General features: G+C 66.4%; 23 protein-coding genes. 8 read left to right on the plus strand and 15 right to left on the minus strand.

The features are described 5' to 3' along the window. Positions 1-107: 107 nt before the first annotated feature. Positions 108-650: an NUDIX hydrolase family protein gene (locus KL788_RS07925; RefSeq protein WP_293170145.1), complete on the minus strand. Its 543-nt coding sequence runs from the start codon at positions 648-650 to the stop codon at positions 108-110. Positions 651-704: 54 nt separating this feature from the next. Here KL788_RS07925 and KL788_RS07930 point away from each other — a divergent pair, with 54 nt between their 5' ends. From KL788_RS07930 to KL788_RS07940, 3 genes are read left to right on the plus strand one after another with little or no spacing between them, the layout of a single operon-like run. Then, positions 705-1,340, plus strand: coding sequence for an alpha/beta hydrolase (locus KL788_RS07930; protein ID WP_293170147.1), 636 nt, complete (start codon positions 705-707; stop codon positions 1,338-1,340). A 40-nt stretch (positions 1,341-1,380) separates the two neighbouring features. Then, complete coding sequence (locus KL788_RS07935) at positions 1,381-5,955, plus strand: ATP-dependent helicase (RefSeq protein ID WP_293170149.1); 4,575 nt, start codon at positions 1,381-1,383, stop codon at positions 5,953-5,955. Between the two features lie 10 nt (positions 5,956-5,965). Beyond that, a complete protein-coding gene (locus KL788_RS07940; protein WP_293170151.1) occupies positions 5,966-6,757 on the plus strand; it encodes a DNA-formamidopyrimidine glycosylase family protein in 792 nt (263 codons plus the stop codon). Here the strand turns inward: KL788_RS07940 and KL788_RS07945 are convergent. Then, positions 6,754-7,269, minus strand: coding sequence for a hypothetical protein (locus tag KL788_RS07945; protein ID WP_293170153.1), 516 nt, complete (start codon positions 7,267-7,269; stop codon positions 6,754-6,756). The two genes, KL788_RS07940 and KL788_RS07945, sit on opposite strands and share 4 nt — an antisense overlap. Positions 7,270-7,344: 75 nt before the next feature. On the opposite strand from KL788_RS07945, the gene KL788_RS07950 reads away from it, so the two are divergent. Then, positions 7,345-7,860, plus strand: a complete 516-nt coding sequence (locus KL788_RS07950) for a thermonuclease family protein (RefSeq protein WP_293170155.1) — start codon at positions 7,345-7,347, stop codon at positions 7,858-7,860. Here the strand turns inward: KL788_RS07950 and KL788_RS07955 are convergent. Together KL788_RS07955 and KL788_RS07960 are read right to left on the minus strand one after the other, a co-directional pair. After that, a complete protein-coding gene (locus KL788_RS07955) occupies positions 7,857-8,564 on the minus strand; it encodes an SOS response-associated peptidase (protein ID WP_293170157.1) in 708 nt (235 codons plus the stop codon). The two genes, KL788_RS07950 and KL788_RS07955, sit on opposite strands and share 4 nt — an antisense overlap. Further along, the gene (locus KL788_RS07960; RefSeq protein WP_293170159.1) at positions 8,564-8,818 is read right to left on the minus strand and encodes a glutaredoxin family protein; all 255 of its coding nucleotides are present in this window, start codon (positions 8,816-8,818) and stop codon (positions 8,564-8,566) included. Before KL788_RS07960 ends, KL788_RS07955 begins: the two co-directional genes overlap by 1 nt. 35 nt (positions 8,819-8,853) lie before the next feature. Between KL788_RS07960 and KL788_RS07965 the strand changes: the two genes are divergently transcribed. After that, positions 8,854-9,570 carry an HAD family hydrolase gene (locus tag KL788_RS07965; RefSeq protein ID WP_293170161.1) on the plus strand — a complete coding sequence of 239 codons (717 nt, stop codon included), beginning with the start codon at positions 8,854-8,856 and terminating at the stop codon, positions 9,568-9,570. A gap of 60 nt (positions 9,571-9,630) precedes the next feature. Here the strand turns inward: KL788_RS07965 and KL788_RS07970 are convergent, their stop codons facing one another. The 3 genes from KL788_RS07970 to KL788_RS07980 all read right to left on the minus strand — a co-directional run bounded on the left by KL788_RS07970 (position 9,631) and on the right by KL788_RS07980 (position 11,610). Then, complete coding sequence (locus KL788_RS07970; protein WP_003792170.1) at positions 9,631-9,729, minus strand: 30S ribosomal protein bS22; 99 nt, start codon at positions 9,727-9,729, stop codon at positions 9,631-9,633. Positions 9,730-9,800: 71 nt separating this feature from the next. Continuing rightward, positions 9,801-9,995 (minus strand): helix-turn-helix domain-containing protein, encoded by a 195-nt coding sequence (locus KL788_RS07975; RefSeq protein WP_293170163.1) that lies wholly within the window; start codon positions 9,993-9,995, stop codon positions 9,801-9,803. 289 nt (positions 9,996-10,284) lie between these two features. Beyond that, positions 10,285-11,610: a transglutaminase-like domain-containing protein gene (locus KL788_RS07980; RefSeq protein ID WP_293170165.1), complete on the minus strand. Its 1,326-nt coding sequence runs from the start codon at positions 11,608-11,610 to the stop codon at positions 10,285-10,287. 293 nt (positions 11,611-11,903) lie between these two features. Between KL788_RS07980 and KL788_RS07985 the strand changes: the two genes are divergently transcribed. Continuing rightward, entirely contained in the window at positions 11,904-13,109 is a 1,206-nt protein-coding gene (locus KL788_RS07985) for a helix-turn-helix domain-containing protein (protein WP_293170167.1), read from the plus strand. Positions 13,110-13,145: 36 nt separating this feature from the next. Here the strand turns inward: KL788_RS07985 and KL788_RS07990 are convergent, their stop codons facing one another. The 7 genes from KL788_RS07990 to KL788_RS08020 form a co-directional block, all read right to left on the minus strand. Next, the gene (locus KL788_RS07990) at positions 13,146-14,003 is read right to left on the minus strand and encodes a fumarylacetoacetate hydrolase family protein (RefSeq protein ID WP_293170169.1); all 858 of its coding nucleotides are present in this window, start codon (positions 14,001-14,003) and stop codon (positions 13,146-13,148) included. Positions 14,004-14,038: 35 nt separating this feature from the next. Further along, a complete protein-coding gene (locus tag KL788_RS07995; protein ID WP_293170171.1) occupies positions 14,039-15,586 on the minus strand; it encodes an amidohydrolase family protein in 1,548 nt (515 codons plus the stop codon). After that, positions 15,583-17,829: a hypothetical protein gene (locus tag KL788_RS08000; protein WP_293170173.1), complete on the minus strand. Its 2,247-nt coding sequence runs from the start codon at positions 17,827-17,829 to the stop codon at positions 15,583-15,585. Before KL788_RS08000 ends, KL788_RS07995 begins: the two co-directional genes overlap by 4 nt. Continuing rightward, on the minus strand, positions 17,826-18,728 hold the full coding sequence (locus KL788_RS08005; protein WP_293170175.1) for a carbohydrate ABC transporter permease: 903 nt from the start codon (positions 18,726-18,728) through the stop codon (positions 17,826-17,828). The genes KL788_RS08000 and KL788_RS08005 overlap by 4 nt, the downstream gene beginning before the upstream one ends. Continuing rightward, positions 18,728-19,633 (minus strand): carbohydrate ABC transporter permease, encoded by a 906-nt coding sequence (locus KL788_RS08010; RefSeq protein WP_293170177.1) that lies wholly within the window; start codon positions 19,631-19,633, stop codon positions 18,728-18,730. The genes KL788_RS08005 and KL788_RS08010 overlap by 1 nt, the downstream gene beginning before the upstream one ends. Before the next feature lie 81 nt (positions 19,634-19,714). Continuing rightward, entirely contained in the window at positions 19,715-20,920 is a 1,206-nt protein-coding gene (locus tag KL788_RS08015) for an ABC transporter substrate-binding protein (RefSeq protein ID WP_293170179.1), read from the minus strand. A gap of 174 nt (positions 20,921-21,094) precedes the next feature. After that, a complete protein-coding gene (locus KL788_RS08020) occupies positions 21,095-22,105 on the minus strand; it encodes a Gfo/Idh/MocA family protein (protein ID WP_293170181.1) in 1,011 nt (336 codons plus the stop codon). 209 nt (positions 22,106-22,314) lie between these two features. On the opposite strand from KL788_RS08020, the gene KL788_RS08025 reads away from it, so the two are divergent. Continuing rightward, a complete protein-coding gene (locus tag KL788_RS08025) occupies positions 22,315-23,628 on the plus strand; it encodes an aspartate aminotransferase family protein (RefSeq protein WP_293170183.1) in 1,314 nt (437 codons plus the stop codon). A gap of 19 nt (positions 23,629-23,647) precedes the next feature. Next, the gene (locus tag KL788_RS08030) at positions 23,648-23,995 is read left to right on the plus strand and encodes an ArsR/SmtB family transcription factor (protein ID WP_293170185.1); all 348 of its coding nucleotides are present in this window, start codon (positions 23,648-23,650) and stop codon (positions 23,993-23,995) included. Positions 23,996-24,040: 45 nt separating this feature from the next. On the opposite strand, the gene KL788_RS08035 is transcribed toward KL788_RS08030, so the two are convergent. Next, positions 24,041-25,369: a hypothetical protein gene (locus KL788_RS08035; protein ID WP_293170187.1), complete on the minus strand. Its 1,329-nt coding sequence runs from the start codon at positions 25,367-25,369 to the stop codon at positions 24,041-24,043. Positions 25,370-25,380: the final 11 nt, after the last annotated feature.

The following is a 25,380-nucleotide window of genomic DNA, read 5'->3' on the forward strand; positions in this document are numbered from 1 at the left end:
GTTCAACCTATCTCGCAGGATTCGACGCGCGCGTACCCCGGCAGGGGGGCATTCGTGTCCCACTTCGGGGGGTACGAACCTTCACTTTTGGGGCACAGAGGTGCCCGCTAGGGCAGCACACCGACCGACGCGAGGCCCGCGCGCAAGAGTGCGCCCCGGCCGCCCTCGAGCTCATCTGCCACGCGCTGCGATGCCGCTTCGTCGGGCGTCATCCAGGTGAGCTCGAGCGCATCCTGCCGCGGCTCGCAGGTGCCCGTGACGGGCACCACGTAGGCGAGGGCGACCGCGTGCTGCCGATCGTCGCTGAACCGCGTCGGGCTCGGGAACGGGAAGTACTCGGCCACGGAGAAAGGCGTGGGCGAGGCCGGAAGCTGCGGGAAGGCCATGGGCCCGAGGTCTTTCTCGAGGTGGCGAAAGAGCGCGTCGCGCAGCGTCTCGCCGTACATCACCCGGCCGCTCACGAGGGTGCGCGTGATGCTACCCGCGTCGTTGACGCGCAGCAGAACCCCCACCTCGGTCACCGAGCCCATGCCGTCGACGCGCACCGGAATCGCTTCGACGTAGACGAGGGGCAGTCGCTGCCGAATCTGCTCGAGCTCGTCGTCAGAAAGCCAGCCCGGGTTCGGGTCAGGAGTGCGCACAGAGGCCATGCCCCATTCTGACCCGTTCGGCGGCCTCGCGGGCGCACCTGACACGATGGAGCCATGAGCTTCATGCAGTTGATCGATGAGAGCGCTGTGCTGTGGTCGGCTGCCGAAGCCGAACGCGCCGATCGCCCGCTGCTCGTGCTGCTGCACGGCTACGGCTCGCACGAGGGCGATCTGTTCGGGCTCGCGCCGCACCTGCCCCTGCAGCCCGTCATCGCCTCGGTGCGCGCGCCCCTTCGCGCGGGCCCTGGCTACGCCTGGTATGAGTTGAACGGCGCGACGAACGAGAGCAGATCCGAGGGCGCCGACGCCGCCGCGCGCGGCCTTCTGCACTGGCTCGACGGGGTGCGCGCGACCTCTGTCGGATTGCTGGGGTTTTCGCAGGGCGGGGCGATGAGCATCCACCTCATGCGGCACGCGCCCGAGCGCTTCGCGTTCGCCGTCTCGCTCGCGGGTTTCGTCGTGCCCGGCGAAGCGCCGGCCGACGCACGGCTGGCCGAGCTCGCACCGCCGGTGTTCTGGGGGCGGGGCACGCACGACACGGTGATTCCCGACTCGTTCGTCGAGGCGACCCAGCGGTGGCTGCCCCACCACGTCACCCTCACCGAGCGCATTTACGAGGGTGTCGGGCACTCGGTGAGTGAGCCCGAGCTCGCGGACGTGCTGACGTTCATGCGCGCTCAATACGCCTGACCGCGGGCGGGCTGTCAGCGGGCAGGGCCAGAATGGGCGGATGATCGAACCGGCTGCCGACGACGTGCTGGGGCGGTTCGCGCCCGCCACGCGCGAGTGGTTCTCGGGGGCGTTCCCCGCCCCGACACCCGCGCAGCTCGGAGCCTGGAATGCCATCTCGACCGGCGGTGACGCGCTCGTCATCGCGCCGACCGGCTCGGGCAAGACTCTCGCCGCGTTCTTGTGGTCGATTGACCGGCTCGCGGCCGAGCCGCCGCCCGACGACGCCCGTCACCGCACCCGCGTGCTCTACATCAGCCCGCTCAAGGCGCTCGGCGTCGACGTCGAGCGCAACCTGCGATCACCGCTCATCGGCATCACCCAGACCGCGCTGCGTCTCGGGGGCACCGCCCCGACCATCACGGTCGGTGTGCGCAGCGGAGACACCCCGAGCGCCGACCGCCGCGCGCTGCAGAAGTCGCCGCCCGACATTCTCATCACCACTCCCGAGAGCCTCTACCTCATGCTCACGGCGAGCGCCCGCGAGACGCTCGAGGGGGTGACGACCGTCATCATCGACGAGGTGCACGCCGTCGCCGGCACGAAGCGCGGCGCGCACCTGGCGCTCACCCTCGAGCGGCTCGATGCCCGCCTGGCTCGCCCTGCTCAGCGGATCGGACTCTCGGCCACGGTACGACCGCCGGAGGAGGTTGCGCGCTACCTGGGCGGCGGTCGCCCCGTGACGATCGTGCAGCCGCCGGCGGCGAAGACCTTCGACCTGAGCGTCGTCGTGCCCGTCGACGACATGACGCAGCCGCCCGTGATCGGCGGCGACGACCCGACCGAGACCTCGGGTGCGCCGCAGGCGCCGTCGATCTGGCCGCACGTCGAAGAGAGCATCGTCGACCGGGTGCTCGAGCACCGCTCGACGATCGTGTTCGCGAACTCGCGGCGGCTCGCCGAGCGGTTGACGGCGCGACTCAACGAGATCTACTCCCTTCGCCTCGGCCTCGACCTGCCCGAGCGCGGGGTCCCTGCCACTGTGATGGCCCAAGCCGGCTCAACGGGGGGCGCCGAACCGCTCTTGGCCCGAGCCCACCACGGCTCGGTCAGCAAAGAGCAGCGCGGCGAGATCGAAGAGGCTCTCAAGACCGGCCGACTGCGCTGCGTCGTGGCGACGAGCAGTCTCGAGCTCGGCATCGACATGGGCGCCGTCGACCTCGTCATACAGGTCGAGGCGCCGCCGAGCGTCGCGAGCGGCCTGCAGCGCGTCGGCCGCGCCGGGCACCAGGTCGGCGAGATCAGCCGCGGCGTGCTCGTGCCCAAGCACCGACTCGACGTGCTGCACGCCACGGTCACGAGCGAGCGCATGACCGCGGGCCTCATCGAAGAGCTGCACGTGCTCTCGAACCCGCTCGACGTGCTCGCGCAACAGACCGTCGCGCACGTGGCCCTCGAGCCCTGCGACGTCGAAGAATGGTTCGACCAGGTGCGCCGCGCCGCGCCCTTCTCGACCCTGCCCCGCAGCGCTTTCGACGCCGTGCTCGATCTGCTGAGCGGCCGGTACCCGAGCGACCGTTTCAGTGAACTGCGGCCGCGCATCGTGTGGGACCGCGTCGCGGGTACACTCACCGGTCGGCCGGGCGCACAGCGACTTGCGGTGACGAGCGGCGGCACGATTCCTGATCGCGGCCTGTTCGGCGTCTTCATCGCGGGCGAGGGCGTCGGCCGCCGCGTCGGCGAGCTCGACGAAGAGATGGTCTACGAGTCTCGCGTCGGCGACGTCTTCGCGCTCGGCACGACGAGCTGGCGCATTCACGAGATCACGCACGACCAAGTGATCGTGACCCCCGCCTACGGGCAGCCCGGCAAAGTGCCGTTCTGGAAGGGCGACGGGCTCGGTCGCCCCGCCGAGCTCGGCCGCGCGGTCGGGCGCACGACGCGCGAACTCGCGGCCGCATCGACGGATGCCCGCCGCGAGCGCCTCGCCGCAGCTGGCCTCGACGATCGCGCGGTCGCGAACCTCGAGGCGCTCTTGACCGAGCAGGCCGCAGCCACCGGGCAGGTGCCCAGCGAGCAGACGCTCATCATCGAGCGGTTCCGTGACGAGCTCGGCGACTGGCGCGTCGTGCTGCACTCGCCCTACGGCCTCGCCGTGCACGCGCCCTGGGCGCTCGCGATCTCGGCGCGCATCCGCGAGCGGCACGGCTACGACGGCGCCGCGATCGCCGCCGATGACGGCATCGTCGTGCGGCTGCCCGACACCGAGGCGCAGCCGCCCGGGGCCGAGCTGTTCCTCTTCGAGGCCGATGAACTGCACGACCTGGTCACGGCAGAGGTCGGCGGGTCGGCGGTCTTCGCCTCGCGGTTCCGCGAGTGCGCGGCGCGCGCCCTGCTGCTGCCGCGCCGCGACCCCGGGCGACGCAGTCCGCTCTGGCAGCAGCGCCAGCGCGCGAGCCAGTTGCTCGAGGTCGCGCGCGAGTTTGCCGACTTTCCGATCATTCTCGAGACGGTGCGCGAGGTGCTGAGCGACGTCTACGACCTGCCGTCGCTCATCGAGGTCGCCGCGAGCATCGCCCAGCGCAGCATCCGCATCATCGAAGTCGAGACCGACCTGCCCTCGCCCTTCGCACGCAGCCTGTTGTTCGGCTACGTCGCGGCGTTTCTCTACGAGGGCGACAGCCCGCTCGCCGAGCGCCGCGCCGCAGCGCTCAGCATCGACCCCGCACTGCTCGCCGAGCTTCTCGGTCGCGCCGAGCTACGCGAGGTGCTCGACCCCGCCGTCATCGAGCAGACCGAGGCCGAAATGCAGCGCCTCGCGCCCGATCGCCGCGCGCGCGACCTCGAGGGCGTCGTCGACCTGCTGCGCATCCTGGGTCCGCTCTCGGTCGCCGAGGTCGACGACCGCACGCTCGACGAGGTCGATGTGACCACCGCGCTCGAGCAGCTCGCCCGTACCAATCGGGTGTTCGCCGCGACCATCGCGGGCGATGCGCGCTGGGCCGTCGTCGAAGACGCCGCACGCCTGCGCGATGCGCTCGGCACCCCGATTCCGCACGGCGTGCCGAGCGCCTTCCTCGACCCCGTGCCCGACCCGATCGGCGACCTCATGGCGCGCTACGCCCGCACGCACACGCCCTTCGCCGCGAGCGACGCGGCGACGCGCTACGGCGTCGGCATCGCGGTGGCGACGGATGCCCTGCGCAGGCTCGCCGCCGATCGGCGCATCATCGAAGGCGAGTTTCGCCCAGGCGCCTCGGGCACCGAGTGGGTCGACGCCGAGGTGCTACGGCGCCTGCGCTCACGCAGCCTCGCGGCACTGCGCAAAGAGATCGAGCCCGTCAGTCACGGAACCCTCGGTCGATTCCTGCCCACCTGGCAGCATGTGGGTTCGGCCGGCCCCGGCACCGCGTCTCGACGGCCGGCGCTACAGGGCATCGATGGCGTGCTGCAGTCGATCGAGCAACTGCAAGGGGCCGCGCTGCCCGCGAGCACGTGGGAGACCCTCGTGCTGCCGAGCCGCGTGCACGACTACTCACCCGCGTGGCTCGACGAGCTCTGCGCGAGCGGCGAGGTCGTCTGGGCCGGCGGCGGCAGCTTGCCAGGCAGCGACGGCTGGGTGAGTCTGCACCTTGCCGGAGCGGCGCCCCTGAGCCTGCCCGAACCCGACGACATCGAGCTCACCGACCGCCAGCAGCGCATGCTCGACGCCCTCGCGGGCGGCGGAGGCTACTTCTACCGGCAACTCGCCGCCGCAGTCGGCGAGAGCGGGGGCGACGACGCCGCGGTCGTCGCCGAGCTATGGCAGCTGGTGTGGGCAGGGCACCTCACGAACGACACGCTCGCTCCGCTGCGGGCGACGCTCGGCGGGAGCTCGGCAACCCGCAGGCCCGCGCCGCGCACGCGCGGGTATCGGGGCTACGCGCGGCCAGCATCCGTCGCCGCTGCGGGCCCGCCGACCGCCGCGGGCCGCTGGTCGTTGCTGCCCGACCGCGAGGCCGACGCGACACGGCGCACCGCGTTCGCGGTCGACCGCATGCTCGACCGGCACGGCGTCGTGACGCGGGGCGCCGTGCAGGCCGAGGGGCTGCGCGGCGGCTTCGCGCTCGCCTACTCAGTGCTCGCCCGCATGGAAGAAGCGGGCTCGGTGCGGCGCGGCTACGTCGTCGAGGGTCTCGGCGCGGCCCAGTTCGCGACGCCCGCCACCGTCGACCGGGTGCGCACCTTCTCGCGCGACGCGGATGCGGCCCCCGCCCTCGCACCTCTCGTGCTCGCCGCGACCGACCCCGCGAACCCCTACGGCGCCGCGCTGCCGTGGCCCGCGAGCCTGCCCGACGCGGCCGCGGGGTCGACAGCGCACAGGCCCGGCCGCAAAGCGGGTGCGCTCGTGGTTCTCGTCGACGGGCACCTGGCTCTCTACCTCGAGCGCGGCGGTAAGAGCGTGCTCACCTTCACCGATGAGCCTGCGGTGCTCGAACCCGCGGCCGCCGAGCTGGCCGCCGTCGTGCGCGCCCGGTTGCGATCACTGCGGGTCGAGCGCGTCAACGGCGCGAGCGCGTTCGGCACGCCGCTCGCCGAGGCACTGCAGGCCGCGGGGTTCGTCGCCACCCCGCAGGGCCTGCGCATCAGAATCTGAGGGGGCTGACGTGCCTGAAGGCGACACCGTTCACCGCGCAGCCGCACGACTGCACTCCGCGCTCGCGGGGCAGACCGTGCTGCGCAGCGACGTGCGCGTGCCGCGCTTCGCGACCGCCGACCTCAGCGGCGAGCGCGTCGACGAGATCGTCGCCCGCGGCAAGCACCTGCTCATGCGCATCGGCGACGTCACCGTGCACTCTCACCTCAAGATGGAGGGCGCGTGGCACGTGATGAGGCTCGGCGAGCGCTGGCGCCGCCCGGCGTTCGAGGCCCGCATGGTGCTCGAGACGACAGCGGCCGAGGGTGCGCCGTGGCAGGTCGTGGGCTTCGCGCTCGGCGAGCTCGATCTCGTTGCACGCGACGCGGAGGACGAGGTCGTCGGCTACCTCGGTCCTGACCCTCTCGGCCCCGACTTCGATCGCGATGAAGCGCTGAACCGGCTCACCGCAGACCCAGCGCGGGCCATCGGGCTCGCATTGCTCGACCAGCGCAACGTGGCCGGCTTCGGCAACGACTACCGCAACGAGCTGCTCTTCTTGCGCGGAGTGCTGCCCGAGACCCCGGTCGGCGACGTCGACGTCGAGGCGGCCCTCGATCTTGGTGTGCGTCTGATTCGCGCCAACCGCGATCGCGACGAGCGCACCACGACGGGCAACACACGGCGGGGCGAGCGTCTCTGGGTTGCGCACCGCGACGGCAAGCCGTGCCGACGCTGCGGCACGCGCATCCGTCGCGGTCTTCTCGGTGATGACGTGCTGACCGAGCGCATCACGTGGTTCTGCCCGAGCTGCCAGCGCTAGCTGCCGACTTGATCGGTCTCGACGACCCGGGCGCCGCTCGGCCGCCAGGCGACGAGCCGCAGAGTCGTGGCCGCGACGAGCGCGACGACGCCCGCGATCACGAGCGGCAGCGCAATCGCCTCGGCCACCCTCGGCACGATGTACACGCTCGGGTCGTAGATGCCCGATGCAGGTGGCACGCTGAACGCGAACTCGGCATAGAAGGTGAGCACGAAGCCGAGTAGGGTCGTGACCCCGCCGACAAGCCACAGGGCACGCAACCACGGGTTGCCGGCGACGATGATCTCGAAGTGTCGCTCATCGGGACTGACGGCGTCGAAGGCGAGGGGGTCGCGGCGAGCGGAGGGAAGACCGTCACGCACCGTGCGAGCGCCCGCGACGGCGACACCGTCGTCGAGCACCGGAGCGGCGAGCGGCACGTCGGCGCGCGGTGCCGGTGCCGAGCCCGACCCGCCGCGCTGAAAGGCTGGGTCGAATCGTGGATCGATACTGTCTGACTGCTTCGTCGCCATGGCTGCTCCTTCGCCGTGCCGCCAGTGTAGGCCGGTCGAGGCGCGGTGTCAGGGGTCGCCGGGTAGCCTCACAGCATGCACCGGTGGCCGCGTCGACTCAGTGCGGCCGCGCTCATCATCGGCCTCGTTGCCGGGGTCGACGGGTGCCTGCAGGGCGAAAACGAGAGCACGACTCCCCCGGCACTCGCGCAGACCGACGGCACGGGCACCGTCGTCTCGGTGACCGACGGCGACACGCTGAGGCTCGAAGTCGACGGCCGCGAGCTGCGCGTGCGGCTGATCGGCATCGACACACCCGAGGTCTACCCCGAGGTCGAGTGCTTCGGGCCCGAGGCCGAAGCCGCTCTCGCCGCGTTCGCCCCACCGGGCAGCACGCTCGGCTACACCTACGACCGCGACCCGCGCGACCAGTACGACCGCGAGCTGCTCTACCTCTTCGCGACCGACGGCACCTCGATCAACCTCGAGCTCGTCGCGCAAGGCTTCGCGCGCGCCGTGCTGTTCGAGCCGAACGACCGCTACTGGAACGAGCTGCAAGCCGCTGAGCGCGCGGCACAGGATGCCCGCCTGGGCCTCTGGGGCAGCTGCTAGACAGGCTCGATCAGCTGCGGTCCGTCGCCCCGCAGGGGCGCGACCGGGTGAAACTCGAGCCGCTCGAGCACCGTCTCACTCTCGGCCACAATCATGTCGACAAGCGACTGATCACCCTCGACCGTCGGGTCGAGCCATTCATCCCACACCTCGCGCGGCAGCATGACCGGAGCCCGGTCGTGGATGCTGGCCGCGGGTCCGTGCGCCGCCCGCGTCAGCATCGTCGCCGTGAGTACCCACGGCCCCGGCTCGGCACCCTCGGCAACAGGAGCACGCCACCACGAGTAGAGCCCGGCGAACGCGAGCTCACCGGCTTCGGGGTCGGTGATGTAGTGCGGAGTCTTGGTCGTACCGACTGTGTGCCACTCGTAGTAGCCGTCGGCGGGCAGGATCGCGCGCGAACGGACGACGGCGTTCTTAAACGTGCTCTTCTCGGTGACCGTCTCACTGCGCGCGTTGAACGTGGGGTACTTCGAGGTGAGCTCGGTCGCCCACCGCGGCACGAGCGACCAGCGCGCCGAGGTGACCAAGCGGGAGGGCATCCCGTCGGGATCGTCTTTCGGCACTCGGTCGACGACGACCGGCACCTGCTGCGTCGGCGCGATGTTCCAGCTCGGCGGCATGGCCACATCGTCGACCTCGTCGGCCTCGAAGTAGGCACCGAGCTCGTCACCGCTCTTGGTGTTGGCGTAGCGACCGCACATCAGCGGCTCCTCTCGGCGAGCGCCGCTCGCAGTCGGTCGACATCGACCCGATAGATGGTGTGCACGTCGTCATCGATGAGCACGACCGGAATCTCGTCCCAGTATCGGGCGTGCAGCTGCGGGTCGTCGAGAATCGACTTCTCGACGAGCTCGGCGTCCGCGAACTCGGCGATCACGGCATGCACGATCTCGCGAGCGTCGTCGCACAAATGGCAGCCCGGCTTGCTCAGCAGGGTCACGGTCGTCGGGGGCACACGACCACCCTAGACACCTGCCTATGCTTGTCAGGATGTCTACCCCCGACGATGGCGCCGGCTCCGCTGCGCTCGCGCGCGCCGACCGGCCCGTCATCGCGTTCTTCGACGTCGACAACACGCTCATGCGCGGCGCAAGCGTGTACCACCTGGGGCGCGTCGCGTGGCAGCGCGGGCATCTCGGCTGGCGCGACCTGGCCCGATTCGCCTGGCAGCAGGCCCGCTTCACGTCGGTCGGCGAGAACTACCGACACCAGCTGGCCGTGCGCGATCGGGCACTCGAACTCGTCGCCGGGCACTCGGTGCTCGAGCTCGAAGCCATCGCGGTCGAGACCTACGACAAACACCTGCACTCGCTGCTGCACCCCTCTGTCGTCGCGCGTGCCCATGAGCACCTCGCGCAGGGGCACGAGGTGTGGCTCATCACCGCCACCCCCGAAGCGTGCGCACGGGTGATCGCCGAACGCCTCGGGCTCACCGGAGCCATCGGCACCCAGATCGAGAGCGTCGACGGCGTGTTCACGGGGGCCCTGCTCGGCCCCGTCATGCACGCCGGGCACAAAGCCGACGCGGCCGGGCGCATCGCAGGCGAAAAGGGCGTGAGGCTTTCAGACTGCTGGGCGTACAGCGACTCGCGCAACGATATTCCCCTGCTCGAGCTCGTCGGGCATCAGCAGGTCGTGAACCCCGATGCCGCGCTGGCCCGCTACGCAGCGGCGCGCGGCTGGCCGGTCATGCGCGACCGCCCCTGAGCATCCCCAGCATGACAAAAGCGCCCGACCGAGAGGTCGAGCGCTTTCGGGGCGGATGCCCTACTTCTTGTTGCGACGCTGGTGACGCGTCTTGCGCAGCAGCTTGCGGTGCTTCTTCTTCGCCATACGCTTGCGACGCTTCTTGATGACTGAACCCATAGAAAATCCTCTGATCGTCGACTGAACGGGAGCAACGGCCCGTTCAGGACCGTGTCTAGTACCGAGCGAGTCTAGCCGACGTCGGCGATGGGCGTCTCGATGGCCGCGGCGACCGCCGACTCAGGGATGCGAAAGCTGCGCCCGAAGCGGATGGCGGGCAGATCGCCCGCGTGGACCATGCGGTAGACCGTCATGGTCGACACGCGCATCATGTCGGCCACTTCGGCGACGGTGAGAAACCGCACATCAGACAGGTCGCGAGTCATAGTCACGGGGTCCTTCGGGCATCGGGGGCGGCACGCCGGTGTGGCGCGAGTGCCTGCCGTTCAGGGTAGGGGCTGGTGTGACTCGTGTAAAGACGCGCTTTGTCACCCATCAGGGCCACGACGTCGTCGGACCCGCGATTCACCGATTCACCGATTCACCGATTCACCATGTTGCTAGGTCAGAAGGGCAGTGCATCACCTACGGACTCAACGCCTGGTTGTTCTCCACGCTCGTCGAGGAACAGATCGGCAGACATCTCAAAGGAGTCGTGGGATTTCAGGACTGCGTTTACACGGCTGCGTTTGGACCGAAGACTTCGAGCTGACGAAGCCATAGCCTGTTCGGGTATCGAGGCGATCCGCCACCTGCGGCCTGCACGATGTGTATCCCGATGGCGAGCATGCCGGGGAACTCCACAAATGTGTAGGGCCTCTCTTGCCCTGCCGCTTCATGAAGAACTACTTCACGGCCTCCGTCAATCGACTCCACTTCGATTCGGAACACCTGGCTAGATTCATAGAAGTCGCCTCGCTCGCCCCAGTGGATCGCGATCTGACCAACGGCGCGAGGACCCGGAAAACGTATCGAAGCGGTCTGTGCACGTCCAGAGTCATCAGATGCCCATGCAGTCCGCAAATTGCCGTCTGTGAGCACAGGCGCCTCGTTCGTAAAGGGCTGCGCAACGACAACTGGGCCCATGAGGTGGGGTTGGAGGGCGTTGTCTGAACCTCGGTGCCACAATATCGGCGTAGCAATCTCGTCGACAGGGTGCGCAATCGGCACCGGTCCGCTCGGGTCGGTCAAGAAGTCGTTGCGCATGAGCAGCGACACGTGGGCGTAATACGACGGCAACTCGGTGCTGAAGAAGAAGTCGTCGTCTGTGCGCACTTCACCCGTGGCCGCGAAGGCCGCAGAGCGAGGACCACGGTTGACCGTGAGCTGGTCGAGACGCCCGGTGGCGAACGCGGTGTGAATGTCCCACGCGGAGCACGGCCGACCATCGATCTCGTAATCGCAGTCGAAGTCGGCATCCATGAGCACCCACGTGCCGGCCTCCTCGCACCACACTTCGGCCACGACGTGCTCGTCGACGGGCGGGTCAGCGATGGCTTCATCGCCGATGCGGTACGAGTCCGCGATGCCGCGGTGAAGGTTCACCATGCGCGCCTGCATGCCGAGCGCCAGCGCGCACTGCACGAGCGAGACCGAGTAGTGAATGCAAATGAAGTGGTCGACGCCGGTGGATGCCCGATGCAAGATGAGCGATGCGTTCCACTCGGGCATCCGCTCGGGGATGCCATGTTGCCATAGCGACTTCAGCCAAATGCGCAGCCGTCGTGCCTTCTCGACATCGCTACCCTCGCCCGCGACTGTTTCGAGGTCGTATCGCTCACGTAGCGACCGCAGCACGGGGTGCTCGGGGTTCTCGTAGGTGAACGGAATCGTTCCGAACCACTGTGTCTCGTGCGGCTCAGGCCGCGCATACACCGAGGAAACCTCTGCGACGTTCTGTGTGCCGAGAAAGCTCGACACCGAGGTGCGCGCACCGAACTCTCGCGCGAGGTTTACGCGCGTGACTGGGGGCAACAACGGCAGTTCGGATGGTCGATCCATTCGCGTCAAGATCTCCCGCCGCCATTCGGCCAGCCGCTCGTACAAGTCTCGATAGACGGTCAAGGAAGCTGCATCCCCTCGCTCGGGTCATGGTCGCGCACCGCTCATCGGTGATCGCAATATTCGACCAGACTCGCGGCTTTCACGCTCCGCCACCATGCTGAATCCTGCGCTGCTGGAGTCGCGTCTTGCACACTTCTCCTTCAAGCGTTCCTTAGCCCATGCTGAGCCGAATCGGCGAGGATTCCTGTTGGTATGATCCAAGGCACCCGTGCCCTCCCGAGAGGTTCGCCGTGCTGACATCTTCATTGCTAGGCCCCTCTTCGACGAGCGTGCTGCGTCGGCTCGACGAATTTGAGTTCGTGCAAGTCGTCGCCCTCGATCTCGACGACTACGAACAAATGCGGGCCGAGCAAGGTGAGGCCGAGCTCAGAGCCGTCGTCGACGCATTCGATACCGTCGTCCGCTCGGTAGCGCACGCAGTCGCCGGTCCTAAAGCGGCAGTCGTCATTCCCATCGACCCCGACGCGTGGGTCGTCTCGTTCCATTCCCATGACGCTCAAGAGTTGTCGCAGCTCGTCACGAGCTTCATCGAAGCGGTCGTTCCCGCCTCGACAGGTTCTTTGCTGACGGTCACGGCTGGCGTCGGCAAAGCTCGTTCGGGCGAAAGCAAGTTCGACATGAGTCTCAAGAGCGCCTTCCGCGCGATGGAGCGCAAGCTCGTCGAAGGGGGCAACTCGGTATATGAAGACCACCCGGTGTTCTCCTCCGAAGCGGAGTTCGCCGCCTTGTCGCGAGCACGCGACCGATTCCAGAGCGAGTTGCTCGCGTGCATCAGAACCGCCGACGCCGAACGCGCCGTACAAGCCGCAACTGGATGGATCGAGTTTGTGAGCGCCTCGTCGGGTAGCTCACCTGACCTCGTACGACAAGCGACGGTGGCCGCGATGATCTTCGTCGCCGACAATTCACTCGCCGCCGCTGACATCGGCGGTGAGGCCGAAGACCGCGTTCGCAAGAACCTTGAAGACTCGCGTCAGGCTTTCACCGAGCTAGGCATTTTGCTAGAGGCACACGATCTCTCGTATCTCACCTTGTGGCTGAGCTCATACTTGCGCCGCGTCATCTCGAAACACTCGAGTGACGAACGCTCACCGCTCATGAACGCCGTCGAGACTTACCTGCGTCAGAATTACGCCTCTGCAGAGTTGCAGCTCTCGGACGTCGCGAAGGCCGTGCACGCAAGCCCGTTCTACATCAGCCACCTGTTTCAGCGAGAGATGCAGACGACCTTCCTCAAATACGTCACCAATCTTCGCACTGAGCACGGTCGACGACTGCTTGAGACGACCGATCTGCCCATCGAGGTCATCGCACACGGTGTTGGCTACGGCTCAGCTCGTAGGTTCCGCGAGTTGTTCAAGAAGTCGACCGGCCTCTCGCCGCGGGAGTATCGCGAGCGCATCGGTCGACCTGAACTCGACCTGCCCGAAGGGTGATGCCGGGGCGGCCACCGTCTTTCGCCCCGGCATCAGTCAGGAAGCGCGCAGCGCTTGATTGCGCAGAACGCCGATTCCCTGCACAGCCGCCGCCATGGTCTCGCCGTGCTCGACCGGCCCGATGCCCGAGGGCGTGCCGGTCGCGATAATGTCTCCCGGCTCGAGCGTCATGACTGACGACAGCAGTTCAATGAGGCGGCCAACGCCGAACACCATGTGCTTTGTGCTCGAGTCCTGCAACACGCGGTCGCCAATGGACAGCGAGAGCGAGAGATTGCTGGGGTCGTCGATCGCGTCGGCAGTGGCGAGGTATGGCCCACAGGGCGAAAAGGTGTCGAACGCCTTAGTGAGATCCCACGGGTGGTTGCGATCCATCGCCTCGATTTGCAGGTCACGCGCCGTGATGTCGTTGACGATCGTGAAGCCTGCCACGTAATCGCGCCACTGCTCGGCCGTGACGTTGCGCGCCGAACGGCCGATGACGATTGCGAGCTCGACTTCGTAATCCACGCGCTTCGACTGGGGCGGCAACGCCACCGGGTGGTTGTGTGGCACGAGCGACGACGGCGGCAAGAAGAACACGACCGGTTCGGTCGGTACTTCGAGGTTGCCTTCCGCCGCGTGGGCGGCATAGTTCAACGAGATGCCGATGAGCTTTTGAGGGTCTTGCACGGGCAGTTCGAAGTGCGCGTCGTCTTCGTGGGCAACGACATCGCCGGCGGCCTCTGCCTGTCGCACTCGCTCATCGAGCTGAGCACGAGGGACCGTGTTGAGAATGCTCACCAAATCGTTCTGGTCAGCAGCCACGGTGTCGGCGAGCGCCACCAGGTTTCCGTCGGCGATCCTGGCGACGGCAATGATGCCGGCGTCGGTGCGCACGCGAGCGAGTTGCATGGTTGTTCCTTCCGTGGAGACGAGATTGGGGTGAGTCAGGTGGTCGGTGTCGGTGGTGTTGGGGAGAGAGCGAGCAGTCGAGCGGCATTGCCGACGAGCACGAGGTACTGGTCGTGCTGCGATAGATCGGCAGACTCGACACGGCCGCGGCTGTAGCGCGGGTCGATGAGGCACGAGTCGGTGCCGAAGAGCACTCGCTCGGCACCGAGCTCTCGCACGAGGGTCGACAACCACCGGCCGGTCAACCACGAGCCGCAGATCTCTGCCATGAGATTAGGGTGTCGCTGCGCGACATCGATCGTGGCGCGAAAGCCGTCGGTGTTGGCGCCCGAGTGCCCGATGACCAAGCGTAGATCGGGGAACCGTTCTGCGACCGCACCGAATCGAGACGGATCGCTCCAGGGACTTCCTCCGAAGCCGTGCGAGAGCACGGGAGTGTTCGTCTCGACGGCAAGCTGCCAGATCCACCCATATCGTTCATCGTCGATTGGGCAGAGGTGAGTGTCGGGGTGCACTTTGATACCGCGCACGACGGGATCGGCGAGCTGGTCTCGCAGCACCTCGGCGTGGTCGGTAAAGTGGGGGTTAGCCACGAGATGCACCGAGAGCGCTTCGGGATGCTGCCGTGCGGCGGCGATCGCTCGCTCGTTGCCGTGGCGAGCATCCACCCAGATGCCCTCGAGGTGCGAGATCACGCTGTGCACGATGCCGACGCGGGCGGCAGAATGCAGCACTGCCTCGTGAGTTATCGCGGGCATCCAACTCGAGGGCCAGGCTCCAATGTGGGCGTGGAAATCGATAGCTGGCGCCAGGTGCGTCGGAGCGCTCGGCACCGTGGAGTTGACGTCGTCAAGTCCGAGCAATCGCGCGGCCGTGTCGCCACCGACCAGTCGGCGTTCGTCGTCGCTGAGGTCAGAGTGCTCGAGCACGAACCACGGTGCACGGTGGTCTTTCGCCGGGGCTCCCGTTGCCATGACCACACGGTCGGCACCGTACCGTCGCACAAACCGCTCGATGCCATCGCTGCAAGCGAGGTACGAGAGATCGACGTGCACGCGCGGGTGAGCATCCATGACGGCGAAGGCCTGTCGAATCGTGCGATAGCCGAGACCAGTGACGATGACGTCGACGTCGGGTGCGCGCGAGCAGAGCTGATCGATCGAGTTCCAATCGGTGTCGTCGAGCTCGATGAGAACGGGTAGCCCAGTTGCGCTCAGCAGCGCAGGCAGGCCGTCGGATTCGCGACCTGTCAGTGACCAACCGTGTCGCCCAGGGCTCAACCAGAACGCTCGAGCACCCGCAGCGGCCAGATCACCTCCGAGGTCGGAGAGCTCTGCTGTGGCCCCCCAGTGTTCCGGGGTCAGCACAAACGAGGGCAGAACGCGAGGATGCTCTGCCGCAAGTGCCACGATGGCCGCGTTACCCTCGGGCGCGTTGTACAGCACGGAGGTGCTCGACCGAGCTACGACGACGTCGGCTTTCACGGCATCGAGATAGAGATCGACGTCGGCCGTCGACCACGCAGCGTGGTCGTCGGTCGGCCAGGCTCCGAGCGTGACCCACAAGTCGATGCGCAGGCTCATGACGCACCCCCCGCCATGTCCCCGAGCAGGCCGGCGCGGCGGGCGCGCTCGAGGAAGGGCAAGTGCCCGCGCCACTCGGCGATGTCGTTACTGAGAGCCGGGCCCGAACCGCGCGGACGATACCAGCGGTCGCCGCCATCGAGTCCCGCGCGTAGGTAGTCGTCGTCAGCATCGTGATCCCACGCCAGCGCGAGAGCTTCTCTGATGAGGGCTGACCGGTTGGCCCAGCGGTAGTCGAATCGACCGAGAAACACGAAGGTGCCGTCGGGATTACGGCCGGTCGTGATGAGCGCACGCGCACCGGCGATTGCTCCGTCGCGCGCTACGGCGTCGCCGGTCACTTCGGCGCCGCGCAACAGCCCCGAGATGAGAACCGCGTTCTGCCACGCGCAGTAATCGCGCAAGTGACCAAGCCGCATGAGCCACCGGCCGTCGGCCGACTGGGCGCTGAGGGCCAGTTCGCTGATGTCGCGAATCGCGGCGATGACGCGTGGTTCGTGATCGAGTCGTGCGAGTGCGGAGAGAGCGAGCAACGGCCACCCTGCGTTGCGTGGGCCCGGTTGCGGTCTGGTCCAGCCGAGTTCGTGCAGACGCAGGATGCACTCGCCGACCCCGCGCGCGGCCTCGAGGTAACGCTCGTCTCCCGTGAGCTGGCCCAACAGCACGAGACCCTCTGTCCACATGTGGCCCGTATCGATGCTTGTGAGCACCTGCCCGTTCACGGTGTGGGCGGCTACACGGTGCACGTGTGCGCGACCGTGGGCGCGCAAGCCCCCGACCTCGGCAGCAAACTGCGAGCTGCTGTGAATGCGATCGATGTCGATGAGGTGATCGGCGTAGGCCTTGGCCGACTCGAAGTAGGCGCGCTCGCCCGAGCGCAGGTACTGCAGCACGAGAGCGAGCAGAGCGTCGTGCTCATTATTGGCGCTGTATCCGGTGCGCGGCCCCGTGGTGATTCCTTGCACACCGTCGCCGTAGTCATGGAATCCGAGCGACTGACCTGACTGGTACCAGCTGAATAGTTCTTCGCGAATGTGCGATTCGAGCATCGGGCGCGCGGCGGCGTCGAGAGCGAGCACCTCGTAGACGTCAAATCGACGTGCGGCAAGGCCGGGGTGGGGCACAAGCGGCATGTCGAGCCGCTCTCCCGCCGTCGAGTCGATGCCGGCGGTCACCGAGACAGTCATGGTCTTCGCCGACCCCTCGGTCATGATGAGCGGTGCCGCGCTTTCAGGCCAGAACGCGACGGTCACGCCTTCGTGGTCGACGCGGATCTCGCCGGGATGATTCTCGGTGAAGCGCTGCACCGCCACCGTGATGGGGTGTTCAGAATGCGCAGAAACCCAATTGGTCGGCGTGATGCCCTGCAGCTCTGACCATTCCCACGAAGACCAGTAGTCATCGGCACCCGCGAACTGCCAGGCGGTGCCTCCTTCGAGTTGGGCGACGGCAAACACTCCGCGAGCGTGCCCGACCCCGTTCGCGCGAATCGTGGCAGGAACCTGACCGCGATACACAGCATCGAAAGCACCGCAGGTGAGCTCCGAAACCGGCTCGCCTTGTACCTGCAAAGCCCAGTGCGTTAGCTCTGCGTCATCGCTCGAGCCCGACGCATTGATGAGTTGCAGCTGCACCGTCGCGGTCGACTGGCTCGCCGCCGCAGAGATCTTCGCGCGGAATCGCCAGCCCGTCGGCCTCTGTGACTCGTCGACAAAGTCACCCGAGATGGTGAGCTCGGCGAGAAGAGGCCCCTCGTGGTGCACCACGACCGTGGAGGGATCAACGAGAGCCCACGCGCTCGAGCCGTCGGGCATCCCGATCGACGACGACACCGTGCGTCGGCCGACCTCGGAGCCCTCGATGACCAGTAGCGAGTCGCCCGTCGACACACTGAACTGCGGGTGATGAAGAACGACCTTCTCTGTCAACGCCGTCGTCGAGACAGCGGCACCGTGGTCGGGAGCCGTCGCAGAGTCGAGCGCTGTGACGGAGATAGCGGTGGCACCGCGAGCACCCACCGACACCGGCACGGCGATGACGGCCTCACGAATCCAGCCGTCGCTGTCGCGACTCGCTGCCAACGGCTGCACAGGCAATGGCGCGCCGTCAGCGGTGGCGGCCGCGAAAGCTGAGAGCTCGCGCGCGACTGCAGTCGCGACGGGGAAGGTGAGTCGAACGAGCTCGTGAGCACGAGCAAGCCCGATCTCCTCCACGACGCTGAAGTCGGCGACGAACGATGTCATCCCTTGATGCCCCCGATCGCGACGCCCTTCGCGATGCGCTCTTGCAAGATCGAGAAGAGGATGAGCATCGGGATCATCGTGATGACGAGGCCGGCGAAGAGCTGCACCCACATCGCGCTATAGGTGGCGTTGACCGAGAGACCGAGAATACCTACCGGAATGGTCCACGCCGAGGGGTCAGAGAGCAACACGAGCGCAAAGAAGAACTCGTTCCAGATTGTCAGCGTGTTGAGCAGAGCGACACTCGCGAGTGCCGGAACCATCTGCGGCACGACCACCGAGAAGAATGTACGGAACGAGCTGGCTCCGTCGAGCGCCGCGGCCTCTTCGAGTTCCATAGGCAACGACGAGAAGAAGCTCGTCAACAAGTAGACGCTGAATGGAATCTGGATCGCGATGTACACGAGGATGAGGCCGTTGAGTGAGCCGAGAAGGCCGAGGTTTCCTAGGAGTGCGTAGAGCGGGATGATGACGAGGAACGGCGGCATCATGAGCCCGAAGAGGAAGACGAGTCGCGTGAGCTCGCGGCCGCGGAACGAGATGGTCGCGAGAACGTACGCGGCCATGGCCGCGATGATGAGACTCACCGTCACGCTCACCGCCGTCACGTAGAAGCTATTCACGAAGAACTGGCCGATCTTGGCGCCGTTCCACGCGTCGGCAAAGTTGCTGAACTGCGGCTCGCTCGGGGGCTGCCACGGGCTCGTGGAGAAGAACTCTGGGTTGGTCTTAAGCGAGACCATCACCGTCCACGCGAACGCCGCAGCCGACGTCAAGCAGTACATCACCAGCACGAGGTGCAGGCCGATGCGACCGCCGGTCGTGCGAGCAGGCTTGCGGCGCACCGGTCGCTGGCGAGCGATGAAGTCGGCGGTGGCGAGGGGGCTGTTGGTCGACATCAGTAGGTGGTCCTCTCTCGACGCGTCAGCCGTTGCGAGACGAGCGTCAGCACGAGGATCGTCAGGAACAGTGCGACGGCGATCGCACCCGCGTAGCCAAACTCGCGTGAGCCAAAGGCAACGCGGTACAGGTAGGTGCCGACCACTTCAGTGGCACCGAGCGGACCGCCGTTCGTGAGGGCGATGACGAAAGTGAAGGTCTGGAAGGCCTGAATCACCCAGAGGATGAGCAGCGTGCGAGTGACCTCCCAAATGAGCGGCCAGACGATGTGCCAAAAGACTTGCCACGCCGAGGCACCGTCGAGGCGCGCGGCCTCTTTCACGTCTTCGGGAACTCGGGCATACGCGGCCGAGAAGTAGAGCATCCAGATGCCGACGCCATGCCAGATCGAGACGAGCACCACCATGAGCATCGCGGTCTGCGGCCTGCCGAGCACTTCGAAGCCCGCAAGATCGTCGAGGCCCACGAACCTCAGTAATTCAGGGATCGCCCCGAAGGTGGGGTCGACGAGAAACTTCCACATGAGGGCGGCAGTGGTGACCGAGAGCGCGATAGGCGCGAGGATCATGAAGCGGTAGACGCCGCCGAAGCGGATGCGCTGGGTCACGTAGCCCAGGAACATCGCGACGGGAAACAGGATGAGCGCGCCGAGCACCGTGAACAGCACTGTGTTGCCGACGCTGCGCATGAAGAGACCGTCGTCGCCGAGTCGCAGATAGTTGGCCGGGCCGACCCACTCGGGTGCCGTAACTCCGTTCCAGTCGAGCGCTGAAACGACGAAGGTCGTGGCGGCAGGGTAAAGCGTGAAGGTTCCGTAGACGAGCAGAGCGGGAAGCAGGAACGGCAGGATCAGTTTGCGTCGCTGGCGCTCCAGCAAGCTGTACTTGCTGGGTTTCTTCGTCATGCTCTCCGGTCTCCTCGTCAGCGTCTCGTCGGGGTGCTGCCGGCCCGGCCCCCAGGGCGGGCCGGGCCGGCAGGTCTGGTGCTAGCCGTTCGCGGCCAGGAGCCTCTCTGACATCTCGGCGAGCATCTGCTCGCCGCTGATCTCATTGAAGAAGAGCTTGGCGATCGGCTCTTGGTACGCCGCCTGTACTTCAGGGGTGTCACCGAAGATGCCCATGTACGAGGGGGCGAACGTCGCTCCCTCCTCGAGCGCTGCTGTCACGCTTTCGAAGCCTTCCGGCGCGGGCACACCGCTGTATGCCGAGATCGACTTGGCGGTTTCGACCATGGCGATCTGGTTCTCCTTGTCGGCGAGGAACTGGAGGAAAGCGACGCCTGCCTCCGGGTTCTCCGACTCGGCGGCGACGACGTAAGTGTTCACGAAGCCGAAGATGCCAGAACTGTCGACTGCCGCGCCATCAACGGCGGGGAAGGGGAAGGTGCCCACTTCGAAGCCTTCAGGAATCGAGTCGGCCATCTCACCAAGCAACCACGAGCCCATGAGGATCATCGCGGCGTTGCCCTGGAAGAAGTTGACCTGCGCCGACGTGAAGTCGATGCCTCGGAAGCCGTCGACGAAGTTGCCCTCTTGCGTGAGGTCTTCGAGGGCTGCTGCTGCCTCAGCCGCACCCGGCAGCGTGGCCAGTTCGACATCGCCGTTCATGGCGGCGCGTACGTTGTCGTAGCCGATGTGACGCAGGGCCAAGTAGTCCCAATACATCTGCATGTAGGCGAGGAACGTGCCTGTTACGGTAAACGGCGTCTGACCGGCCTCGCGCAGAGTGTCGGCAGCGGTGACGAGTTCATCGATCGTTTGTGGAACCTCGATGCCGTACTCCTCGAAGATCGCCTCGTTGTAGAAGAACTGCAGCGTGGTCACCGACTCGGGAGCACCGTACACGTTGCCGTCAGCCGGCACAGTGAGCAGAGGCAGCACGCCCGGCAGCACGGCGTCTTGCCACGTCGAACCGTACGACGGTAGCTCTTGAGCCATGGCGTCAGACAGTGAGAGCACCTGCCCGGCCTCGACGTAGGCTCCACCGGTTTCGGTGTTTGCCTCAAGGAATCCGAGGTTGACCTCGGGCGGGTCGCCCGCCGTCCACCTTGCTTGGATCTGCGGAACGTCTTGACCGCCACCGAAGGTCAGGGTGGTGGTGACGCCGGGGTTGAGCTCTTCGAACTCTGCCGCGAGGCCGGCAATGCGGTCGTATTCAGAGGTGCCCTCGGGGTAGAAGCTGACAATCTCCACGTTGCCACTGAGTTCTTCGCCGGTCGAGCCAGATGGTTCGTCTGGCCCGCCGCCGAAGACACAGCCGGATAGAACCAGTAGTGCGGCCACGCTCACAGCAATTGCGCCGTGCTTAGAAGGTCTAAACACCGGTGTCTCCTTTCGATGCAATACGGGATAGATGTGCCCTGGTCTTTAGGATGACGCGGTGCCTATCATGCGTACGGGCTGACCCGTGCGGCACGACTCGTCGATGGCGACCAGCACCTCTGTGACGTGCACCGAAGAGTCCACGGTGACGAGCGCGGGTCGATCGTCGACGACGGCGTCGATGAAGTCATGAATCGCCATTGCCACCGAACCGGTGAGCTTGCCGTCGATGTTCGAGAGCAACTGGTTGCGGGGGTAACGAAAGGCATCGTTCGTCGCTATCTCGATCTGCTCTGTGACCCGATCGAGTCGAATCGTGCCCTCCGTGAAAATGAGCTCGATGAACGAGTCAGTCATCGTCGGAAAGGTGTTTGGCAGGATCCAGCATGCCTCGAGGGTGATGACCCCGCCGCCCGCGAGTTTGAGCTGGGCGTGCACCGCATCGGGAGTCTCGACTCCGCGATCGCGCAGCACCCCCCACACGGCGGTGGCATACACCTCGACGACTCGATCCTGAAAGCACCAGAGCACGAGGTCGAGGTCGTGGCTCGAGAGAAAGAACGAGGGTGTTGTGCGGTCGGCCCAGTCGATCATCTCGGTGGGTACGTAGATGGTGTCGTTCTTGCGCGCGTAGGCGAGCACGGGCGCACCCAACTGGCTGTCGCGACTCAAGGCACGCGCTTGCGAGTAGGCGGGGACCCAGCGGTGGTTGAAGAGGGTGGTAGCCACGACGCCCGCATCACGAGCGGCATCGCGGATACGCCGCGCATCGTCAGCGGTCGTGGCAAGCGGCTTCTCGATGAGCACGTGCTTGCCCGCGGCCGCTGCTCGAACGGCAAGTTCGGCGTGCGCGAAGTCCGGGGTGGCGATGATGACCGCGTCGAGCTCGTCAAGCGCAAGCAGGGCGTCTGCTGTCATGACGGGCGCTTCGACAGGCAGATCAGTGGGAGTGCCGCGGCTGCCCCAGGCCAGCAATTCACTGCGGTGGTAGGCGTCGACGATCTGCGCGTGCTGACGCGCCATGATCCCGGTTCCGATAACGCCGACCTTAAGCACGATGACCCTTTCGCTCGATACCTCCCAGCTGGAGGTTTCGATAACAGTAGGCGACAGTTTCGTGGCCGGGAGAGGACAAAACGTGCGCACCCCGAACCGCATCTTGCACACTGTGCCGCTGCTCTGGCCCCCGCCGGATGATGTGATTGAGGATGGGCGAAACAGCTCGGCAGCACCGAGCAGCACCCGCTTGTCTGACAGGAGCGAACGTGAATGCACTGAAGTTGTCCGACTTTCCCATCGGCGCGAGCCTCGCCGCCCGCGCATCTCAGGTGCTCGCCGGCGGAGTGTCGAGCGATGCTCGCCGAGGCATGCCCCTACCCGTGTACATGAGTCACGGCAGCGGCAGCCATCTCACCGATGTCGACGGGCACGACTATGTCGATTTTGTGCTCGGCCAGGGGCCGCTCGTGCTCGGCCACAGTGCGCCAGCGATCGTTGACGCCGTGTCGACGCAAGTCGCGCTCGGCCAAACGTACGCAGGCCAGCACGCCCTCGAAGTCGATGCGGCCGAGTTGGTTGCCGAACTCGTGCCCTGCGCCGAGCTCGTGCGCTTCAACACGGTGGGGTCTGAAGCCGCCCTCGGCGCGTGGCGCATCGCTCGCGGCTACACGGGTCGCTCGAAGGTCTTGAAGTTCGAGGGTCACTATCACGGCTGGCTTGACCCGGCCCTCTTCAGCCTGCACCCTGCACTCGAGCTCGCGGGCCCTGCCGATACGCCGCACGTGGTGCCCGGTACTGGTGGTCAGCAGATGTCGGGAGGCTTCGATCTCGTCATCGCGCCGTGGAACGACCTGGGCGCGCTCACCTCGCTGCTCGTCAAGCACCACGACGACATCGCCGCGATCGTGCTCGAGCCGCTGCTCTGCAACACCGGATGCATCTCTCCAGCCCCCGGCTTCCTCGAGGCCGTGCGGGCATTGTGCGACGAGTACGGCATCGTGCTGATCTTCGATGAAGTCATCACGGGCTTCCGCCTCGCGCCCGGTGGCGCGCAAGAGTACTTCGGCGTCACGCCCGACCTCGCCGTCTTCGGTAAGGCGATCGCGGGCGGTATTCCTGTGGCCGCTATTGCCGGCTCAGCGAAGGTCATGGGGGTGGTCGCAGGCGGCACGGTCTCACACGCCGGCACGTTCAACAGCAACCCGGTGGGTATGGCCGCGACGGTCGCCACACTCACGCACCTACGTGATCACCGCGATGAGGTCTACTCCCACATGCAGTCGCTCGGCGGCATGTTGATGCAGGGCATCCGCGAGCGCGCTCAAGCGGCAGGGGTCGACGTGCTCGTCGACGGGCCCGGTCAGGTGTTCCAGACCTACTTCACCTCAGAGCCCGCGGTTCGCAACTACCGCGACTTCGCCCAGACCGATCTGCCGCTCGGACGCCGCTTCCACGGCGAATTGCTGAGCCGAGGGGTCAACATCGTTCCGCGAGGCTTGTGGTTCTTGTCGGCCGCCCACAGCGTCGCCGATGTCGAGCACGCGCTCGACGCGGTCGAGCAGGCGTTCGCGGCGCTCTAGGCACCGTCGCCCCCACCCGATGCCGACGATGATGACGGCTGATCCGAAGGATGCTCCGGCACCGCTGCCCGCGGTCTTCCGAGCCCTGGCCCACGCCGAGCGCCTGCACATCATGTCGCTCTTCGTCGCGGCCAATGCTCACGACCCTGGCGCGTGCCTGTCAATTACGCAGGTCGCCGAGCTGGCAGAGGTCTCACGGTTTTGCGCCTCGCGTCACCTCGCGATCTTGCGTGAAGCGGGCTTTCTCACTGCACAGCGCGACGGCAACTTCGCGCTGCACGCACTCTCGCCGGTGGCCCCGGATCAAATCGACGAGTGGATCTCTCCGCTGCTCGAAACGACGGAGCGCTTGCACGCTCGGCTCTGAGGCGGGGCCTCGCGACCGAGCGCGCAAGCGCTCCTGCTGCTCTCGTTAGTCGACCTCCACCGTCGTGAAGAGCAGGCTTGTGTAGGGCGAGCTCGTGCCGCTCGCCGACGCCGCCATGATCATCGAAAACACTTCCGACCCCTGGGAGTGGAAGGTGCCTGACTCAGGGCGCAACAGGTTCGGCGAGTAGATGTCACCGAAGCCCGAGATGTCGAACGACTCGTCGGTCCAGCCGCCGCCCGAATTGTCGCGCAGCATGACCAGGTCGTTGCTCATTCCGGCGAACTCGTGGCCGAACACGAACTTCTCACCGGTTCCGACGCCCGCTATTTGCGAGTGGTTGTCGTACGGCCCCAAGTCGGTCGGGCTGCCCGTGAGCGTAACGCTGCCGGCTGATCCCTTCCAGTAGTACAGGTGCGGTTCGTCGTTCGTCAGCGTGAAGTAGAGAACATGCGGCACGTTGTTCGAGTCGATGACAAGGTCAGCGGCATCACACCAGTTCTCGTCGTCGGGCGACGGACACGAGGCCACCATGAACGCGCTCCACGTGGCTCCGCCGTCGGCGCTGCGCCAGAGCTGGACACCAAAGTTCGAGGTGCTCGAGATGCCGACGTAGTTCTGGGTGAAGAGCATCCACACCTCACCGGCACTTGTTCCGGGCCGCACTCGTGGATAGAGGTAGGCCTCTTGTGGGCTCGAACCGGGGGTTGCGATCGAACTGGTCGTCTCGGTGTTGTTCCACGTGTCGAAAGTGCTGAACTTCAGGCCCCATCCGTTCACCGAGTACGCGTGGTAGATGTATCGACGGTTGGGGTCGATCGCGAGGCCACCATAATATCGTTCGGCCGTCGTCGTTCTGATGGAGTGATCGTTCCAACTCGAGAAGTTGAACGAGCCGTCACCGAGCTTCGAGGTGAACTGCAAGCGCTGCAGGTAGACGTACTGATTCGAGCCGCCCGAGAGCGTGGTGACACCGGGGTAGCACTCGCCCCCGGTGAAGCACGGCACATACAGCCAGAGACGGTTGCCTGAATCGAGAATCAGTCCGGGCGCTTGATAGACGCGTGAACCGAGTGTCTGCGCAAGGGTCCAAGTCTCACCATCGCTCGACTTCCAGATGCGCGCGAGCCAGGGGTACGACGTGCCGCTGCCGTCCAACGTGACTGTGTAGTACCAGCTGCCGTCGTAGACGATCTTCGGCGTTTGCGGGCCCCACGTTGGGGTCACATTCGTGGACCCGATCGTAGAACTGATTGTGTCGGTGGTCTCGACCGACGCCGCGTGCGCGGCTGACGGAGAGATCGTCACTGCCAGGGCAATCGCGGCGACCAGCGCCTGTGCCCGGAGCAGTACGACTGCCACGCGTCGGCGCATCGGCCGAGGGT

This window comes from Microcella sp., assembly GCF_019739195.1.
Classification (GTDB): Bacteria; Actinomycetota; Actinomycetes; order Actinomycetales; family Microbacteriaceae; genus Microcella.

Bases quoted from the DNA above. Each gene is read 5' to 3' on its own strand.
- KL788_RS07925 (WP_293170145.1), bottom strand. From the start codon at position 650: ATGGCCTCTGTGCGCACTCCTGACCCGAACCCGGGCTGGCTTTCTGAC.
- KL788_RS07930 (WP_293170147.1), top strand. From the start codon at position 705: ATGAGCTTCATGCAGTTGATCGATGAGAGCGCTGTGCTGTGGTCGGCT.
- KL788_RS07935 (WP_293170149.1), top strand. From the start codon at position 1,381: ATGATCGAACCGGCTGCCGACGACGTGCTGGGGCGGTTCGCGCCCGCC.
- KL788_RS07945 (WP_293170153.1), bottom strand. From the start codon at position 7,269: ATGGCGACGAAGCAGTCAGACAGTATCGATCCACGATTCGACCCAGCC.
- KL788_RS07950 (WP_293170155.1), top strand. From the start codon at position 7,345: ATGCACCGGTGGCCGCGTCGACTCAGTGCGGCCGCGCTCATCATCGGC.
- KL788_RS07955 (WP_293170157.1), bottom strand. From the start codon at position 8,564: ATGTGCGGTCGCTACGCCAACACCAAGAGCGGTGACGAGCTCGGTGCC.
- KL788_RS07965 (WP_293170161.1), top strand. From the start codon at position 8,854: ATGTCTACCCCCGACGATGGCGCCGGCTCCGCTGCGCTCGCGCGCGCC.
- KL788_RS07970 (WP_003792170.1), bottom strand. From the start codon at position 9,729: ATGGGTTCAGTCATCAAGAAGCGTCGCAAGCGTATGGCGAAGAAGAAG.
- KL788_RS07975 (WP_293170163.1), bottom strand. From the start codon at position 9,995: ATGACTCGCGACCTGTCTGATGTGCGGTTTCTCACCGTCGCCGAAGTG.
- KL788_RS07980 (WP_293170165.1), bottom strand. From the start codon at position 11,610: ATGGATCGACCATCCGAACTGCCGTTGTTGCCCCCAGTCACGCGCGTA.
- KL788_RS07990 (WP_293170169.1), bottom strand. From the start codon at position 14,003: ATGCAACTCGCTCGCGTGCGCACCGACGCCGGCATCATTGCCGTCGCC.
- KL788_RS07995 (WP_293170171.1), bottom strand. From the start codon at position 15,586: ATGAGCCTGCGCATCGACTTGTGGGTCACGCTCGGAGCCTGGCCGACC.
- KL788_RS08000 (WP_293170173.1), bottom strand. From the start codon at position 17,829: ATGACATCGTTCGTCGCCGACTTCAGCGTCGTGGAGGAGATCGGGCTT.
- KL788_RS08005 (WP_293170175.1), bottom strand. From the start codon at position 18,728: ATGTCGACCAACAGCCCCCTCGCCACCGCCGACTTCATCGCTCGCCAG.
- KL788_RS08010 (WP_293170177.1), bottom strand. From the start codon at position 19,633: ATGACGAAGAAACCCAGCAAGTACAGCTTGCTGGAGCGCCAGCGACGC.
- KL788_RS08030 (WP_293170185.1), top strand. From the start codon at position 23,648: ATGCCGACGATGATGACGGCTGATCCGAAGGATGCTCCGGCACCGCTG.
- KL788_RS08035 (WP_293170187.1), bottom strand. From the start codon at position 25,369: ATGCGCCGACGCGTGGCAGTCGTACTGCTCCGGGCACAGGCGCTGGTC.